Source organism: Streptomyces sp. NPDC048600, assembly GCF_055587025.1.
Genome location: NZ_JBVJGZ010000006.1, coordinates 372067 through 386648, shown reverse-complemented (window position 1 = coordinate 386648; position 14582 = coordinate 372067). Strand labels below are relative to the sequence as shown.

Here is a 14582-nt window from a genome sequence, read left to right as displayed (position 1 = left end):
CCCTCAGGCCCTCAGGCCCGCAGCCCGCGCAGCAGCAGATCGACGACCGCGGTGAACTCGGCCTCGACGCCGGGCTGTTCCCACTCCTTGTGGTAACCGGGGTCGTGGAAGCGGCCGGTGGCCTGGAAGACGGCCCGGGCGGCGGCCTCCGGGTCGGCGGCGGCGAAGACGCCGTCGGCGACACCGGCCTCGACAATCCGGGTGAGCTGGGCGGTGAGATCGTCGATGTGCTCGCCGACCGCGGCGGTGTTCTCGCCGGTCAGGACCATATAGGTGGCGAACAGCTCGGGGTCCTCGCCCGCCTTGCGCCGCTTGGCCGCGAGCAGCGCCGCGAGCCAGTCGCGCAGCCGCTCCCGGGCGTCGCGGTCCTCGGCGACGATCGCGGAGAGCGTCTCGGAGGTGCGGTCCAGCCAGCGCTTGGTGACGGCCTCGCGCAGCGCCGCCTTGGTGCGGAAGTGCCGGTAGACGCTGCCGTGGCTGACCCCGAGGGCGCGGGCCACGTCCACCACGGTCGCCTTGGCCGGGCCGTGGCGGCGCAGCACCTCCTCGGTCGCCTCGAGGATGCGCTCGGCGGTCAGGGTCTCGGTCGCTGCCATGGTCTAGACGGTACCGGGCACGGTCCGGCGGTCCGGTGCCGAGCCGTCGTGGGGCCGCCCGGTCGTCATCGGGTCGCGAGGTGGGCCATCTGGGCGGCCGGGTAGCGCTCGCCGGCCGCCGCGCCCGCCGGTACGGCCTCCTCGATCGCGGCGAGGTCGGCCGCCTCCAGGGTCACGTCCAGGGCGCCGAGGGACTCGGCCAGCCGCTCGCGGGTGCGGGCGCCGACCAGCGGGACGATGTCCTCGCCCTGGGCGAGCACCCAGGCGACGGCGATCTGGGCGACACTCACGCCCTTCTGTTCGGCGATCTTCCGCAGCGCCTCGACGAGGTCCAGGTTGTGCCGCAGGTTCTCGCCCTGGAAGCGCGGCGACATGGCCCGGAAGTCGCCCGTGCCGAGCTGCCGTCCGGCGGTGAAGTGGCCGGAGATCAGGCCGCGGGAGAGAACGCCGTACGCCGTGACGGAGATGCCCAGTTCACGGGTGACGGGCAGGACCGACTCCTCGATGCCGCGGGAGATCAGCGAGTACTCGATCTGGAGGTCCGCGATCGGGGCGGTGGCGGCGGCCCGGCGGACGGTGTCGGCGCCGACCTCGCTCAGTCCGATGTGCCGGACATGGCCCTTCTCGACCAGCTCGGCGATGGCGCCGACGGTCTCCTCGATCGGCACGCCGGGGTCGAGGCGGGCGATGCGGTAGACGTCGATGTGGTCGACGCCCAGGCGCTGGAGCGAGTAGGCGGCGAAGTTCTTCACCGCGGCCGGGCGGCCGTCGTAGCCGTCCCAGTTGCCGTCCGGGTCGCGCAGGGCGCCGAACTTCACGCTGACCAGGGCCTGTTCACGCAGGGCGGCCGGGGCGGTGCGCAGGGCCTCGCCGATCAGCAGTTCGTTGTGGCCCATGCCGTAGAAGTCGCCGGTGTCCAGCAGGTTCACGCCGGACTCCAGGGCGGCGTGGATCGTCGCGACGGACTCGGCCCGGTCCGCCTCGCCGTACAGCGCGGACATGCCCATGCAGCCGAGGCCGAGGGCGGAGACCTGGGGGCCGGTGGTTCCGAGAGCGCGAGTGCGCATGAGGGGCTCCTTGGGGATGCCGTGGGGGGTGGTGTGCCTCCACTGTCGCATGACAGCTGACAGATTTCAATATCTGTCAGTCCATACATGTCAGCCGCCGTCCGGAGGGGCGTTTGGTCCAGACCTATTGACGAAAGGTCTGGACCAAGAGCACTGTCATGTCAGCGCCACCTCACCGACCCCCACCGGGAGGCCCGATGCTCCGCCGCGCCCTGCGCCTGCTGACCTGCGCCCTCACCACCGCCGTCCTCGCCCCGCTCGCGATCGCCACCGCGCCCGCCGCCTCCGCCGCCGACACCTGCGCGGTGAAGCCACGACCCACGGGCAAGGTGCTCCAGGGCTACTGGGAGAACTGGGACGGCGCCGCCAACGGGGTCCATCCGCCCTTCGGCTGGACCCCGATCACCGACTCCCGCATCCGCGCCCACGGCTACAACGTGATCAACGCGGCCTTCCCGGTCATCCGCTCCGACGGCACAGCACTGTGGGAGGACGGCATGGACACCGGCGTGAAGGTGGCCACGCCCGCCGAGATGTGCGCCGCGAAGGCCTCCGGCCAGACGATCCTGCTGTCCATCGGCGGCGCGACGGCGGGCATCGACCTCAGCTCGGCCACCGTCGCCGACCGTTTCGTCGCGACGATCGTCCCGATCCTGAAGCGCTACAACTTCGACGGCATCGACATCGACATCGAGACGGGCCTGGTGGGCAGCGGCAACATCAACCAGCTCTCCCCCTCGCAGGCCAACCTGATCCGCATCATCGACGGCGTCCTCGCCCAGATGCCCGCCGGCTTCGGCCTGACCATGGCCCCGGAGACCGCCTACGTCACCGGCGGCAGCATCGTCTACGGCTCGATCTGGGGCGCGTACCTGCCCGTCATCAAGAAGTACGCGGACAACGGCCGCCTGTGGTGGCTGAACATGCAGTACTACAACGGCAGCATGTACGGCTGCTCCGGCGACTCCTACTCGGCCGGCACCGTCCAGGGCTTCACCGCGCAGACCGACTGCCTGAACAAGGGCCTCGTGATCCAGGGCACGACCGTCAAGGTGCCCTACGACAAGCAGGTCCCGGGCCTGCCCGCCCAGCCCGGCGCGGGCGGTGGTCACATGTCACCGAGCCTGGTCGCCCAGGCCTGGCGGCACTACGGCACGTCCCTCAAGGGCCTGATGACGTGGTCGGTCAACTGGGACGGCTCGAAGAACTGGACCTTCGGCGACAACGTCAAGGCGCTCCAGGGCCGTTGACCGAAAAGCAAAGAGCCCACCCTCCCGACCGGCGGTTCCGGACGGGAGGGTGGGCAAAGGCCGGGGGTCCAGGGGGCGGAGCCCCCTGGTACCTCAGCGGAAACGTCGGTCAGCAGCCGATCAGACGCGAGGCGAGGTACCCCTCGATCTGGTCCAGCGACACGCGCTCCTGCTTCATCGTGTCGCGCTCACGCACGGTCACCGCGTTGTCGTCGAGCGTGTCGAAGTCGACCGTGACACAGAACGGCGTACCGATCTCGTCCTGACGGCGGTAGCGCCGCCCGATCGCACCGGCGTCGTCGAACTCGATGTTCCAGTGCTGGCGCAGCGCCTGGGCGAGCCCCTTGGCCTTCGGGGACAGCTCGGGGTTGCGGGACAGCGGGAGCACCGCGACCTTCACCGGGGCGAGGCGGTGGTCGAGGCGGAGCACGGTCCGCTTCTCCATCTTGCCCTTGGCGTTGGGCGCCTCGTCCTCGACGTAGGCGTCCAGCAGGAAGGCGAGCATGGTGCGGCCGACACCGGCCGCGGGCTCGATGACGTACGGAGTCCAGCGCTCGCCGGCCTCCTGGTCGAAGTAGGACAGGTCCTGGCCGGAGGCCTTGGAGTGCGCGCCGAGGTCGTAGTCGGTGCGGTTGGCGACACCCTCCAGCTCGCCCCACTCCGAGCCGCCGAACTGGAAGCGGTACTCGATGTCGGCGGTGCGCTTGGAGTAGTGGGAGAGCTTCTCCTGCGGGTGGTCGTACCAGCGCATGTTCTCTTCACGCAGGCCCAGGCCGGTGTACCAGTTCCAGCGCTGCTCCATCCAGTACTCCTGCCACTTCTCGTCCTCGCCCGGCTTGACGAAGAACTCCATCTCCATCTGCTCGAACTCGCGGGTGCGGAAGATGAAGTTGCCGGGCGTGATCTCGTTGCGGAAGGACTTGCCCATCTGCGCGATGCCGAACGGCGGCTTGCGGCGCGAGGTGGTCTGCACCTGGGCGAAGTTGGTGAAGATGCCCTGGGCGGTCTCGGGACGCAGATAGGCGACCGAGCCGGAGTCCTGGGTCGGGCCGAGGTGCGTGGAGAGCAGGCCGGAGAACTGCTTGGGCTCGGTGAACTGACCCTTGGTGCCGCAGTTGGGGCAGTTGATGTCGGCCAGGCCGTTCTCGGGGGCGCGGCCCTTCTTCTCCTCGAAGGCCTCCTCCAGGTGGTCCGCGCGGAACCGCTTGTGACAAGAGGTGCACTCGGTGAGCGGGTCGGTGAACGTGGCGACGTGACCGGAGGCGACCCAGACCTCGGGGGCGAGGATCACGGAGGAGTCGATACCGACGACGTCCTCGCGCGAGGTCACCATGTAGCGCCACCACTGGCGCTTGATGTTCTCCTTGAGCTCGACACCCAGCGGCCCGTAGTCCCAGGCGGCACGCTGACCGCCGTAGATCTCACTGCAAGGGAAAACGAAGCCACGGCGCTTGCTCAGGCTGACGATGGTGTCGATCTTGTCGGCGGCCACGGTGCTCTCTTCATTACGACGACGAATGCTGACGGGTGCGGCGCGTAGCGCCTCGATGAGGGGTGGTGGTCGGGAGACGGGCGGGCGAAGCGAGGTGCTTCCAGCGAATGCTTCAGGTTACCGGCGTTGCCTGCCCCTCGACCAAATCGGTCCGGCCTCCGGGCCGTTCCGCAGGCTTGTTGACAATGGTTTCCATCGTTGCTGAAAATGAGTGTCATGAACGTACGACGACATCACATATCCGGGCTCGCGCTCGCCGCGGTCGGCCTGCTCGGCATGGGCACCCTGTCCGCCTGCTCCACCGCCGGCGCGGCCGCGGGCAACACGGACAAGTTCGATGTCGTGGCGTCCTTCTATCCGATGGAGTTCCTCGCCGAGCGGATCGGCGGGGCGCACGTCAGCGTCACCACCCTCACCGAGCCCGGCCAGGAGCCGCACGACCTGGAGATCAGCGCCCGCCAGACCGCGCAGCTCCAGGAGTCCGACGCCGTCCTCTATCTCGCCGGTCTCCAGCCCGCCGTGGACGACGCGGTGGGGCAGTCCTCGGCCGGCACGAAGATCGACGCGGCGAAGCTCACGCACCTCGAGGACCTCGGCGTCGAGGACGGTCACGACCACGGCGGCTCCGCCGAGGAGGGCTCCGAGGAGGGCTCCCACCTCGACCCGCACGTCTGGCTCGACCCGGTCCGGTACGCCGAGATCGCCGAGGGCGTCGGCAAGGCCTTCGAGAAGGCCGACCCGGAGCACGCCGCCGACTACCGGAAGAACACCGCCGCCCTGGTCGAGGAGCTCGGCGGCCTCGACACCGCCTTCGCGCAGGGCCTGAAGGACACGAAGACCAAGACGTTCTTCACCAACCACACCGCCTTCGGCTACCTCGCCGAGCGCTACGGCCTGACCCAGGAGGCCATCTCCGGCCTCGACCCGGAGAGCGAGCCCAGCCCCGCCCGGATCAAGGAACTCCAGGAGGAGGCCGAGGCCGACGGCGTCACCACCGTCTTCTACGAGACCCTCGTCTCCGACAAGACCGCGAAGACCCTCGCCTCCGACGCCGGACTGCGCACCGACGTCCTCGATCCGCTCGAGGGCATCACCGACAAGTCCCGCGGCGACGACTACCTCCAGGTCATGCGGGCCAACCTCAAGGCCCTCCAGACCGCCCTGGGCACGAAATGACCGTCACGGAGGACGCCATGGGCGAGCCCGTCATCTCCCTGCGCGGCGTGCGCGCCGAGCTGGGTTCCCGCACCGTGCTGCGCGGCATCGACCTCACCGTCCGCCGCGGCGAGGTCGTCGCGCTGCTCGGCGCGAACGGCTCCGGCAAGTCGACCGCGATCCGCAGCGTCATCGGCCAGGTCCCGGTGTCCGCCGGAGAGATCGAACTCTTCGGCACCCCGCGCCGCCGCTTCCGCGACTGGGCGCGTGTGGGCTACGTACCGCAGCGCACCACCGCCGCGGGCGGCGTGCCAGCCACCGTCACCGAGGTCGTCTCGGCGGGCCGGCTCTCCCGCGCCCGTCTCGGCGTCCTGCGCAAGGCCGACCACGCCGCCGTACGCCGTGCCCTGGAGCTGGTCGGCATGGCCGACCGGGCCAAGGACCCGGTGGAGGCCCTGTCGGGCGGCCAGCACCAGCGGGTGCTGATCGCCCGCGCGCTGGCCTCCGAGCCCGAGCTGCTGATCATGGACGAGCCCATGGCGGGCGTCGACCTCGCCAGCCAGGAGGTGCTCGCCGAGACCCTGCGCACCCAGGTCGCCGCGGGCGCCACCGTGCTGCTCGTGCTGCACGAACTGGGCCCGCTGGAGCCCCTGATCGACCGGGCGGTCGTCCTGCGCGACGGCTGCGTCCTGCACGACGGCCCGCCGCCGGAGGCCGTCGGCCAGCACGCGCTGCCCGGCCACGACCATGTCCACCCGCACGCGGCTCACGACGCCGAACCGATCCGGACGGGACTGCTGAGCTGATGGAATTCCTGAACTACGCCTTCATGCAGCGGGCCCTGCTCGCCGCCGTCCTCGTCGGCATCACCGCCCCGGCGATCGGCATCTACCTCGTCCAGCGCCGCCAGGCCCTGATGGGCGACGGCATCGGCCATGTCGCCATGACCGGTGTCGGCCTCGGCTTCATGCTCTCCTGGTCCCCGGTGTGGATGGCCACCCTGGTCTCCGTCGCGGGCGCGGTCCTGATGGAGCTGATCCGCTGGTACGGCAGGACCCGCGGCGACATCGCCCTCGCCATGCTCTTCTACGGCGGCATGGCCGGCGGCGTGATGCTGATCAACCTCGCGCCCGGCGGCGCCAACGCCAATCTGATGTCGTTCCTGTTCGGCTCGCTGTCCACGGTGTCCGAGTCCGACGTGACCGCCATCTGCGTCCTGGCCGGGTTCGTGATCCTCACCACGCTGCTGCTGCGCCGCCAGCTGTTCGCCGTCAGCCAGGACGAGGAGTTCGCCCGGGTCACCGGCCTGCCGGTGCGCGCGCTGAACCTGCTCGTCGCCGTGACCGCCGCGGTCACCGTCACCGTCGCCATGCGCGTGGTGGGCCTGCTGCTGGTGTCCGCGCTGATGGTGGTCCCGGTGGCCGCCGCCCAGCAGATCAGCCGCAGTTTCGCCGCCACCTTCGCCCTCGCCGTGACGATCGGTGTCGGGGTGACCCTGGGCGGCACGATCACGTCGTACTACCAGGACGTACCGCCCGGCGCGACGATCGTGCTGCTGGCCATCGCCGCGTTCATCACGCTGACCGCGCTGGCCGCCCCACTGGCCAGGCGCAGGGCGCGGGCCGCGGCCGCGGCGCACCCGGCCGGGGACCCGGCAGAGTGCGCGATTCCGGCCGGACGCGGCCCGGAGCGGGAAGTCGGCGTCTGACCGCCTTCCACCCGGGCTGGCACAATGGCCCGGCAGGCGAGACGTGAGGAGGCAACCGGTGACGACCGCTGGACCGCCCGTCAAGGGCCGTTCCACCCGGCAGCGAGCCGCGGTGGCGGCCGCCCTCGACGAGGTCGACGAGTTCCGCAGCGCGCAGGAACTGCACGACATGCTCAAGCACAAGGGCGACTCGGTGGGCCTGACCACGGTCTACCGGACCCTTCAGTCCCTCGCCGACGCCGGCGAGGTCGACGTCCTGCGCACCTCCGACGGCGAGTCCGTCTACCGCCGCTGCTCGACGGGTGAGCACCACCATCACCTGGTGTGCCGGTCCTGCGGCAAGGCCGTGGAGGTCGAGGGCCCGGCGGTGGAGTCCTGGGCGGAGGCCATCGCCGCGGAGCACGGCTTCGTGAACGTGGCGCACACGGTGGAGATCTTCGGCACCTGTGCGGAGTGCGCTGCGCGCGGCTGAGCCGGGCGTGTTCGGGGGTGGTTGATCTCCGGCTGCCGGGTGCGAGTGGTGGGTGGCTGGTCGCGCAGTTCCCCGCGCCCCTTCGAGGCGCGTCAGTGGCACGCCCTGAGGGGCGCGGGGAACTGCGCGAGCGACCACGGCGTATCCGCACCCGGCCGCGCGGAGGTCACCACCCCCGGGCCCGCGGGCGTCCTACGGGAGCCTGCCCTCCATCGCGGCCAGTTCCTCGTTCGGGATGGCGCCGCCGAAGCGTCGGTCGCGGGAGGCGAACTCCAGACAGGCCCGCCACAGATCACGCCGGTCGAAGTCCGGCCACAGCACGTCCTGGAAGACCATCTCCGCGTAGGCGCTCTGCCACAGCAGGTAGTTGGAGGTGCGCTGCTCGCCGCTCGGCCGCAGGAAGAGGTCCACGTCCGGCATGTCCGGGTAGTACATGTACTTGGACAGGGTCTTCTCGTTGACCTTCGACGGGTCGAGGCGGCCCGCCCTCACATCCTCGGCGAGGGCCTGCGCGGCGTCGGCGATCTCCGCGCGGCCGCCGTAGTTCATGCAGAAGTACAGCGTGAGCCGGTCGTTGTCCTTGGTCTGCTCCTGGGCGATCTGGAGCTCCTTGGCGACCGACTTCCACAGCTTGGGCATGCGGCCCACCCAGCGCACCCGGATGCCCAGCTCGTCGAGCTGGTCGCGGGTCTTGCGGATGAAGTCGCGGTTGAAGTTCATCAGGAAGCGCACCTCGTCGGGCGAGCGCTTCCAGTTCTCCGTGGAGAAGGCGTACAGGGAGATCGCGCCGACGCCCATCTCGATGGCGCCCTGGAGCACGTCGAGGACCCGCTCCGCGCCGACCTTGTGACCCTCGGTGCGCGGCAGCCCGCGCTCCTTGGCCCAGCGGCCGTTCCCGTCCATCACGATCGCCACGTGGTTCGGGATCAGCTCGCCCGGCAGCTTCGGCGGCCGCGCGCCGGACGGGTGCGGCTCCGGCGTCCTGTACTCGCGCCGCTGGCGCCCCAGGAACCCGCGTACGACCATGTGCTTCTCGTCTCTCTCTTACTTTTCCACGTACCGAAGGGAACGCAGCCCGCGCTCCATGTGCCAGTGCAGATAGGCGGAGACCAGCCCGCTCCCCTCCCGGACGTACCGCGGTTCGCAGGCGTCCGCGGTCTCCCAGTCTCCCGTGAGCAGAGCGCCGAGCAGCACCAGCGCCTGCGGCGACGGGACGACGCTACCGGGCACCCGGCAGTCGACGCACACGGAGCCGCCCGCGGCCACGGAGAAGAAACGGTTCGGACCCGGCATCCCGCACTTCGCGCAGTCGCCGAAGCTCGGTGCGTAGCCGTTGACGGCGAGGGAGCGCAGCAGGAAGGCGTCGAGGACGAGGTGCGGGGCGTGCTCGCCGCGGGCCAGGGTGCGCAGCGCCCCGACCAGCAGCAGGTACTGCTGCACGGCCGGCTCGCCCTCGTGGTCGGTGAACCGCTCGGCGGTCTCCAGCATGGCGGTGCCCGCGGTGTAGCGGGCGTAGTCGGTGACGATCCCGCCGCCGTACGGCGCGATGGTCTCGCTCTGGGTGCACAGCGGCAGTCCGCGGCCGATCAGCTCGCTGCCGCGCGCGAAGAACTGCACGTCCACGTGCGAGAACGGTTCGAGCCGGGCGCCGAACTTGGACTTGGTCCGCCGCACGCCCCGGGCGACGGCCCGCACCCGTCCGTGGCCGCGGGTGAGCAGGGTGATGATCCGGTCCGCCTCGCCCAGCTTCTGGGTGCGCAGCACGATGCCGTCGTCGCGGAACAGACTCATGCCCTCATTCTCCCGTATGCGGACGGCCGCCAGGGCCGATGGCCCCAAGTCAGCGGGGGCGGTCCGGGTCGTAGATGGTGTCCCAGGGGACGACGTTCCAGGGGCTCGCGCGGTTCTCCGGGTCGAGCAGGGCGCGCACCTCGTCCTCGCCGGGGAAGGCGAGATCCGGGAGCCCGCTCCGGCCCAGGCCGCGGCCGAGCAGGTAGTGCTCGCCGTACTCCTGCCAGGAGGCGTAGGTGCGGGCGACGGACGGGACGATGTTCTTCAGCGCCGTCCAGGCGTCGGCCTCGCTGATCAGGCCCGCGGCGAAGGCGCGCCGGGAGATCTCGACGTACTGCGCGGCGTCCCAGGCGAGCGGGGCGACGCCGAGCATCCGCTGCGCGCGGGCCCGGTCCCCGGTCCTGGACAGTCCGTCGAGCCGGGCGACGAGGTCCTGTCTGCCGCGGATGCCCCACTGCTCGGCCAGTCGCCGGCGGACGCCGTCGTCGTCGAGCCGGGCGAGGGGGTAGAGGGTCGTGCGCGAGGGGCCCGCGTCCCAGGCGGCGGGGGCGCCGAGGGAGACCATCCACAGCTGGTGGCGGGTGAGGGGCGTGCGGAACCGCCGCTCGGCCCTCGGCCCGCGGCGCCGCCACCTCAGCAGATCCGGGAATCTCATGGCCCAGCACCCTACGTCACCCCGCTCCCGGCGCCCGGGGCGTCCCCGTCGCCGGGGACGGCCCCGAGGTCGGTGCTGGGGTAAACCCCCCTGGGAAGTGGGCCGTTGACCGGATGGGACGGGTGGGCGTGATCCACGAGGCTCGGAGCATGAAGAAGCCGACCCGCATCGCCAGCATCGTCAGTCTGTCCGCGACCGCCTCCGCGGCGGCCCTGGTCCTCGGTCTCACCGCCCCCGCGACGGCGACCCCCGTGCGGGCCGCCGAGCCGCTGAAGTGGACCAGCTGCGAGGGCCAGGGCCTCGACCCCCGTCAGCAGTGCGCCACCGTGAAGGTCCCCATGGACTACGCCGACCCGCACGGCCGGCAGATCGACATCGCCGTCTCGCGGCTGCCCAGCGAGAACCCGGCCGCCCGCCGCGGCGCCCTGCTGCTGATCCCGGGCGGACCCGGCGGGGACAGTCTCGGCCAGCCCTCGGAGAAGGCCGCGCTGCTGCCGAAGGAGGTCCGGGACGCCTACGACCTGATCGGCTTCGCCCCGCGCGGCATGGCCCCCTCCACGGCGGTCGGCTGTGAGCTGGAGACCTCCGACCTCGCCGCGACCAAGCTGCGGCCCTGGCCGGCGCCCGACGGCTCGGTGGCCGGGAACATGGCCAACGCCCGCCGGATGTCCGGGGCCTGCGCCGCCAACGCCGACGAGCTGATCCGGCACATCAGCACCCGCAACGAGGCCCGGGACCTGGACCGCGTCCGGGCCGCCCTCGGGGAGCGCAGGATCTCGGCGTGGGGTGTGTCGTACGGCACGTACGTCGGCGCGGTCTACGGCGAGCTGTTCCCGCACCGCACCGACCGGTTCGTGCTCGACAGCAACGACGACCCGGACCCCGGGCGGGTCGGCCGCGCCTGGCTCGCCGGGTTCGAGCGGGGCGTGGAGGACACCTTCCCGCGGTTCGCCGCGTACGCCTCGGCGCCGGGCACACCGCACCGGATCGCCGAGACCCCGGCCGGGGTGCGGCGCGTGTTCCTGGAGCTGGCCGCGAGGCTCGACCGGGAGCCGCTGCCGTGGCCGGGCGCCAACCCGCCCGTGCTGGACGGCAACGAACTGCGCCAGGCGATGCTGTCCAGCCTCTACGACCCCGACGACTTCCCCGGGCTCGTCCGGCTGATCGACGCCGCGCGCGGGGGCCAGCTGCCGCCCGCTCCGCCCGCCCCGCCCGAGGAGCTGCTCCAGAACGTCACGGCCGTGGCGATGGGGACGATCTGCAACGACGTGGACTTCCCGCGCGAGGCCGCCGTGTACCAGAAGGACGTCACCGTCAGCCGGGCGAAGTTCCCGCTCACCGCCGGTATGCCGCGCAACGCGATGGCGTGCGCCGCCTGGCCGTTCACCCCGCAGGAGCCGCCGGTGCGGATCACCGACCGGGGCCGTTCCTCCTTCCTGCTGGTGCAGAACGAGCGGGACGTCGCCACCCCGCTCAGCGGCGCCCTCAAGCTGCGCGAGGCGCTCGGCCGGCGTGCCGTGATGGTCACGGTGAACTCCACCGGCCACGACGCCTATCTGGCCAACGGCAACGCCTGCGGCGACGCCGCGGTCTCCCGTTTCCTGGCCACGGGCGAGCGCCCGGACGGCGATCTGTACTGCCGCTGACGGTCCGGGGCAACTACGGCGGGCACCCCGGACGTCCCTGGGAGTGGAAGATCATCCCGTTCGCGGGGGTGCCCGCCGCCTGGGCGGTGCGCCTCCGCCGAGTTCCGGAGGTCGTCATCTCATCGTCCGTACCCTCCCCGTCCCGGCGTTCGCTCCTCGCCGCCACCGGTGCCGTCACCGCGACGGCCCTGCTGGCGGCGGCCCCCGCGGCCCACGCCTCGGGCCCGGCCGCCCCCGACCCGGTGACCCCCCGGCTGCTCGAGCTGGAGGCGGTGCACGGAGCCCGGCTCGGCGTGTACGCCCGCAACGTCCTCACCGGGCGAACGGTCGCCCACCGCGAGGACGAGCGGTTCCCCGTCTGCTCCCTGTTCAAGACGCTGGCCTCGGCGGCCGTCCTGCGCGACCTGGACAGGGACGGCGAGGTCCTCGCCCGGCGCATCCACTACACGCGGGACGACATCGTCGAGAACTCGGACATCACCGAGGCACATCTGGAGACCGGGATGACGGTCGCCGAGCTGGCCGAGGTCGCGATCACCCACAGCGACAACACGGCGGGCAACCTGCTGCTGCGCGAACTGGGCGGCCCCACGGCGATCACCCGCTTCGCCCGCTCGCTGGGCGACCCGGTGACCCGGTTGGACCGCTGGGAGCCCGAGCTGAACACGGCCGAGCCGTGGCGGCGCACCGACGTCACGACGCCGCGGGCGATCGGCCGCACCTACGCCCGTCTCGTCCTGGGCCGGGCCCTGAACGCCCCGGACCGCGAGCTGCTGACCCACTGGCTGCTGTCCAACACGACCAGCACCACCCGGCTGCGGGCCGGCCTGCCCGTCGGCTGGCGGGTGGCCGACAAGACGGGCGGCGGCTCGTACGGCACCAACAACGACGTGGGCATCGCCTGGACCGACCGCGGCGTCCCCCTGCTCCTGAGCATCCAGTCGACCCGCCCCACCCCGGACGCACCCCGCGTCGACGCCCTGATCAAGGAGACGGCCGAACTCCTGGCGGAGACCCTCGTCTGACCCCCTGACCGCTACGGACGCGTGGGGCCGACGCCGTACAGGGGCAGGCGTCGGTCCCGCGCAGGGGACATAAGCGCACGTAACATGACGGACCGGAAGAAGATCGGACGCTTCACCTCCCCCTGGAGGAGGCCGACGTGGCTCCTGGTGTTCCGGCGCCCCACCGCCGGTCGCTGCTGACGTTCGCCGGTGCGCTCGGTGCGGGCGCCGCGGTGCCGGGGTGCGGTCCCGAGTCGACGATCGCCGTCGGCGGGGGCGGGACGACGCTGACGGCGGTGATCGGGTACGGCAACGACGGCAGCTGGGACCCGACGCAGACGGCGTCCGCGTTCTCCATGGCGGCGAACAACCATCTCTACGAGGGGCTGGTCGACACCGATCCGGTGTCCCGCGCGCCCCATCCCGCGCTCGCCGTCGCGCTTCCCGCCGATCCCCGGGCCACCCGGTGGCGGTTCGATCTGCGGCGCGGCGCGGTGTTCCACGACGGACGGCCCGTCACCGCGGACGACGTGGTGTTCGTCTTCGACCGCGTCCTGGACCCGGGCACCCAGACCCTGGTGAAGGGGTTCTTCGCGCCCTGGCTGGAGAGCGTGCGCGCGACCGGGCCGCGTAGTGTCGAACTGGTGCTCAAGTTCCCGTTCCCCGAGGGCCTTTCCCGGCTCACCCTCGCCAAGGTCATGCCCCGGCATGTGTTCGGGCGGCCCGGCGCCTGGGACGAGGCGATCAGGGGACTGGCGGTGGGCTCGGGGCCGTACCGGCAGACGGCCCACCATCCGAGGTCGAACACGGCCTTCGAGGCGTTCGCCGGCTACAACGGCCCGCTGCGCCCGGCCTTCCGCAGGATGAACTGGCTGTCGATCGTGGACGCCGCCCCGCGCGTGGCCCGGATGTCCGGCGCGGGCGCGCAGATCGCGGACAACATCCCCTACGCCGACATCGGCCGGCTGCGCGACGACGGGCTGTCGGTGGCGGGCGGGTCCGGGATGAACAACCTGTTCCTGATGTTCAACACCCGGCACGAACCGTTCGACGACGTACGGGTGCGGCAGGCGCTGCGGTACGCCGTCGACACCGACAAGCTCGTCCAGGTCGCCCTGAAGGGGCACGGCACCCCGGCCTCGTCGTTCCTGGACGAGGGACATCCGGCGTACCGGCGGGCCCGCACCGTCTACACCCACGACCCGGACCGGGCGCGCGCCCTGCTCAGGGCGGCCGGGGTGAAGCGGCTGAAGGTCGACATCATGTCGGTGAACGTCAGCTGGGTCGTCGACTGCCTGCCCACGATCAAGGCGTCCTGGGACGCGATCGGGGTGCGTACGACGCTGTCGCCGCAGGAGACGACGGCCGTGTTCACCAAGCTGGACCAGAAGCGCGACTACCAGGTGGTCGCCGCGGCCTCCAACCCCGGCCAGTTCGGGCTCGACGCCGACCTGATCATGCACTACAACCATGGCCCGCAGAACCTGTGGACGGGCTACGCCCGCTGGGCCGGCGACCCGGTCGCGCGGGGCCTGTTCGCGGACATGGACCGGGCCACCCGCGAACCCGACCCGGAGCGCAAGAAGGCGATGATCCAGGACTACATCGACGTGGTCGCCGAGCAGGGGGTGCTGTACCCGGTCGTCCACAACGAGCTGATGACCGCGTGGGACCCCCGGCGGCTGACCGGCCTGCGCGCCCAGCCCTACCCGGGCGTCAACCTGCTCCGGGCGAAGTGGATCTGAC

Annotated in this window: 14 protein-coding genes; 8 read left to right on the top strand and 6 right to left on the bottom strand. The window is 71.6% G+C overall.

The window, feature by feature from the left end; all coding sequences use genetic code 11:
• Positions 1-11 precede the first annotated feature (11 nt).
• On the bottom strand, positions 12-596 hold the full coding sequence (locus ACZ6SQ_RS11575) for a TetR/AcrR family transcriptional regulator (RefSeq protein ID WP_469559543.1): 585 nt from the start codon (positions 594-596) through the stop codon (positions 12-14).
• A 65-nt stretch (positions 597-661) separates the two neighbouring features.
• Positions 662-1663 carry an aldo/keto reductase gene (locus ACZ6SQ_RS11570; protein WP_469559540.1) on the bottom strand — a complete coding sequence of 334 codons (1002 nt, stop codon included), beginning with the start codon at positions 1661-1663 and terminating at the stop codon, positions 662-664.
• A 197-nt stretch (positions 1664-1860) separates the two neighbouring features.
• Here ACZ6SQ_RS11570 and ACZ6SQ_RS11565 point away from each other — a divergent pair, with 197 nt between their 5' ends.
• Positions 1861-2913: a chitinase gene (locus ACZ6SQ_RS11565; RefSeq protein WP_469559538.1), complete on the top strand. Its 1053-nt coding sequence runs from the start codon at positions 1861-1863 to the stop codon at positions 2911-2913.
• A 109-nt stretch (positions 2914-3022) separates the two neighbouring features.
• On the opposite strand, the gene ACZ6SQ_RS11560 is transcribed toward ACZ6SQ_RS11565, so the two are convergent.
• Positions 3023-4405, bottom strand: a complete 1383-nt coding sequence (locus ACZ6SQ_RS11560) for a glycine--tRNA ligase (RefSeq protein ID WP_386378401.1) — start codon at positions 4403-4405, stop codon at positions 3023-3025.
• 216 nt (positions 4406-4621) lie between these two features.
• On the opposite strand from ACZ6SQ_RS11560, the gene ACZ6SQ_RS11555 reads away from it, so the two are divergent.
• The 4 genes from ACZ6SQ_RS11555 to ACZ6SQ_RS11540 are packed head-to-tail and all read left to right on the top strand — an operon-like array spanning position 4622 to position 7740.
• On the top strand, positions 4622-5581 hold the full coding sequence (locus ACZ6SQ_RS11555; RefSeq protein ID WP_469559534.1) for a metal ABC transporter substrate-binding protein: 960 nt from the start codon (positions 4622-4624) through the stop codon (positions 5579-5581).
• A 17-nt stretch (positions 5582-5598) separates the two neighbouring features.
• Positions 5599-6366, top strand: a complete 768-nt coding sequence (locus tag ACZ6SQ_RS11550) for a metal ABC transporter ATP-binding protein (protein ID WP_386378403.1) — start codon at positions 5599-5601, stop codon at positions 6364-6366.
• A complete protein-coding gene (locus tag ACZ6SQ_RS11545) occupies positions 6366-7268 on the top strand; it encodes a metal ABC transporter permease (RefSeq protein WP_469559530.1) in 903 nt (300 codons plus the stop codon). The genes ACZ6SQ_RS11550 and ACZ6SQ_RS11545 overlap by 1 nt, the downstream gene beginning before the upstream one ends.
• A gap of 58 nt (positions 7269-7326) precedes the next feature.
• Positions 7327-7740, top strand: coding sequence for a Fur family transcriptional regulator (locus ACZ6SQ_RS11540; protein WP_386378405.1), 414 nt, complete (start codon positions 7327-7329; stop codon positions 7738-7740).
• 192 nt (positions 7741-7932) lie between these two features.
• Here the strand turns inward: ACZ6SQ_RS11540 and ACZ6SQ_RS11535 are convergent, their stop codons facing one another.
• The 3 genes from ACZ6SQ_RS11535 to ACZ6SQ_RS11525 are packed head-to-tail and all read right to left on the bottom strand — an operon-like array spanning position 7933 to position 10186.
• Entirely contained in the window at positions 7933-8766 is an 834-nt protein-coding gene (locus ACZ6SQ_RS11535; RefSeq protein WP_469559526.1) for an isoprenyl transferase, read from the bottom strand.
• An 18-nt stretch (positions 8767-8784) separates the two neighbouring features.
• Positions 8785-9531 carry a DNA repair protein RecO gene (gene recO, locus ACZ6SQ_RS11530; protein ID WP_469559525.1) on the bottom strand — a complete coding sequence of 249 codons (747 nt, stop codon included), beginning with the start codon at positions 9529-9531 and terminating at the stop codon, positions 8785-8787.
• A gap of 49 nt (positions 9532-9580) precedes the next feature.
• Positions 9581-10186 (bottom strand): DUF1266 domain-containing protein, encoded by a 606-nt coding sequence (locus ACZ6SQ_RS11525; RefSeq protein WP_469559522.1) that lies wholly within the window; start codon positions 10184-10186, stop codon positions 9581-9583.
• Positions 10187-10335: 149 nt separating this feature from the next.
• Between ACZ6SQ_RS11525 and ACZ6SQ_RS11520 the strand changes: the two genes are divergently transcribed.
• From ACZ6SQ_RS11520 to ACZ6SQ_RS11510, 3 genes are all read left to right on the top strand, one after another.
• Complete coding sequence (locus tag ACZ6SQ_RS11520) at positions 10336-11832, top strand: alpha/beta hydrolase (protein WP_469559519.1); 1497 nt, start codon at positions 10336-10338, stop codon at positions 11830-11832.
• Between the two features lie 86 nt (positions 11833-11918).
• The gene (gene bla, locus ACZ6SQ_RS11515; RefSeq protein WP_469559611.1) at positions 11919-12857 is read left to right on the top strand and encodes a class A beta-lactamase; all 939 of its coding nucleotides are present in this window, start codon (positions 11919-11921) and stop codon (positions 12855-12857) included.
• A 137-nt stretch (positions 12858-12994) separates the two neighbouring features.
• Positions 12995-14581 carry an ABC transporter substrate-binding protein gene (locus tag ACZ6SQ_RS11510; protein WP_469559517.1) on the top strand — a complete coding sequence of 529 codons (1587 nt, stop codon included), beginning with the start codon at positions 12995-12997 and terminating at the stop codon, positions 14579-14581.
• Position 14582: the final 1 nt, after the last annotated feature.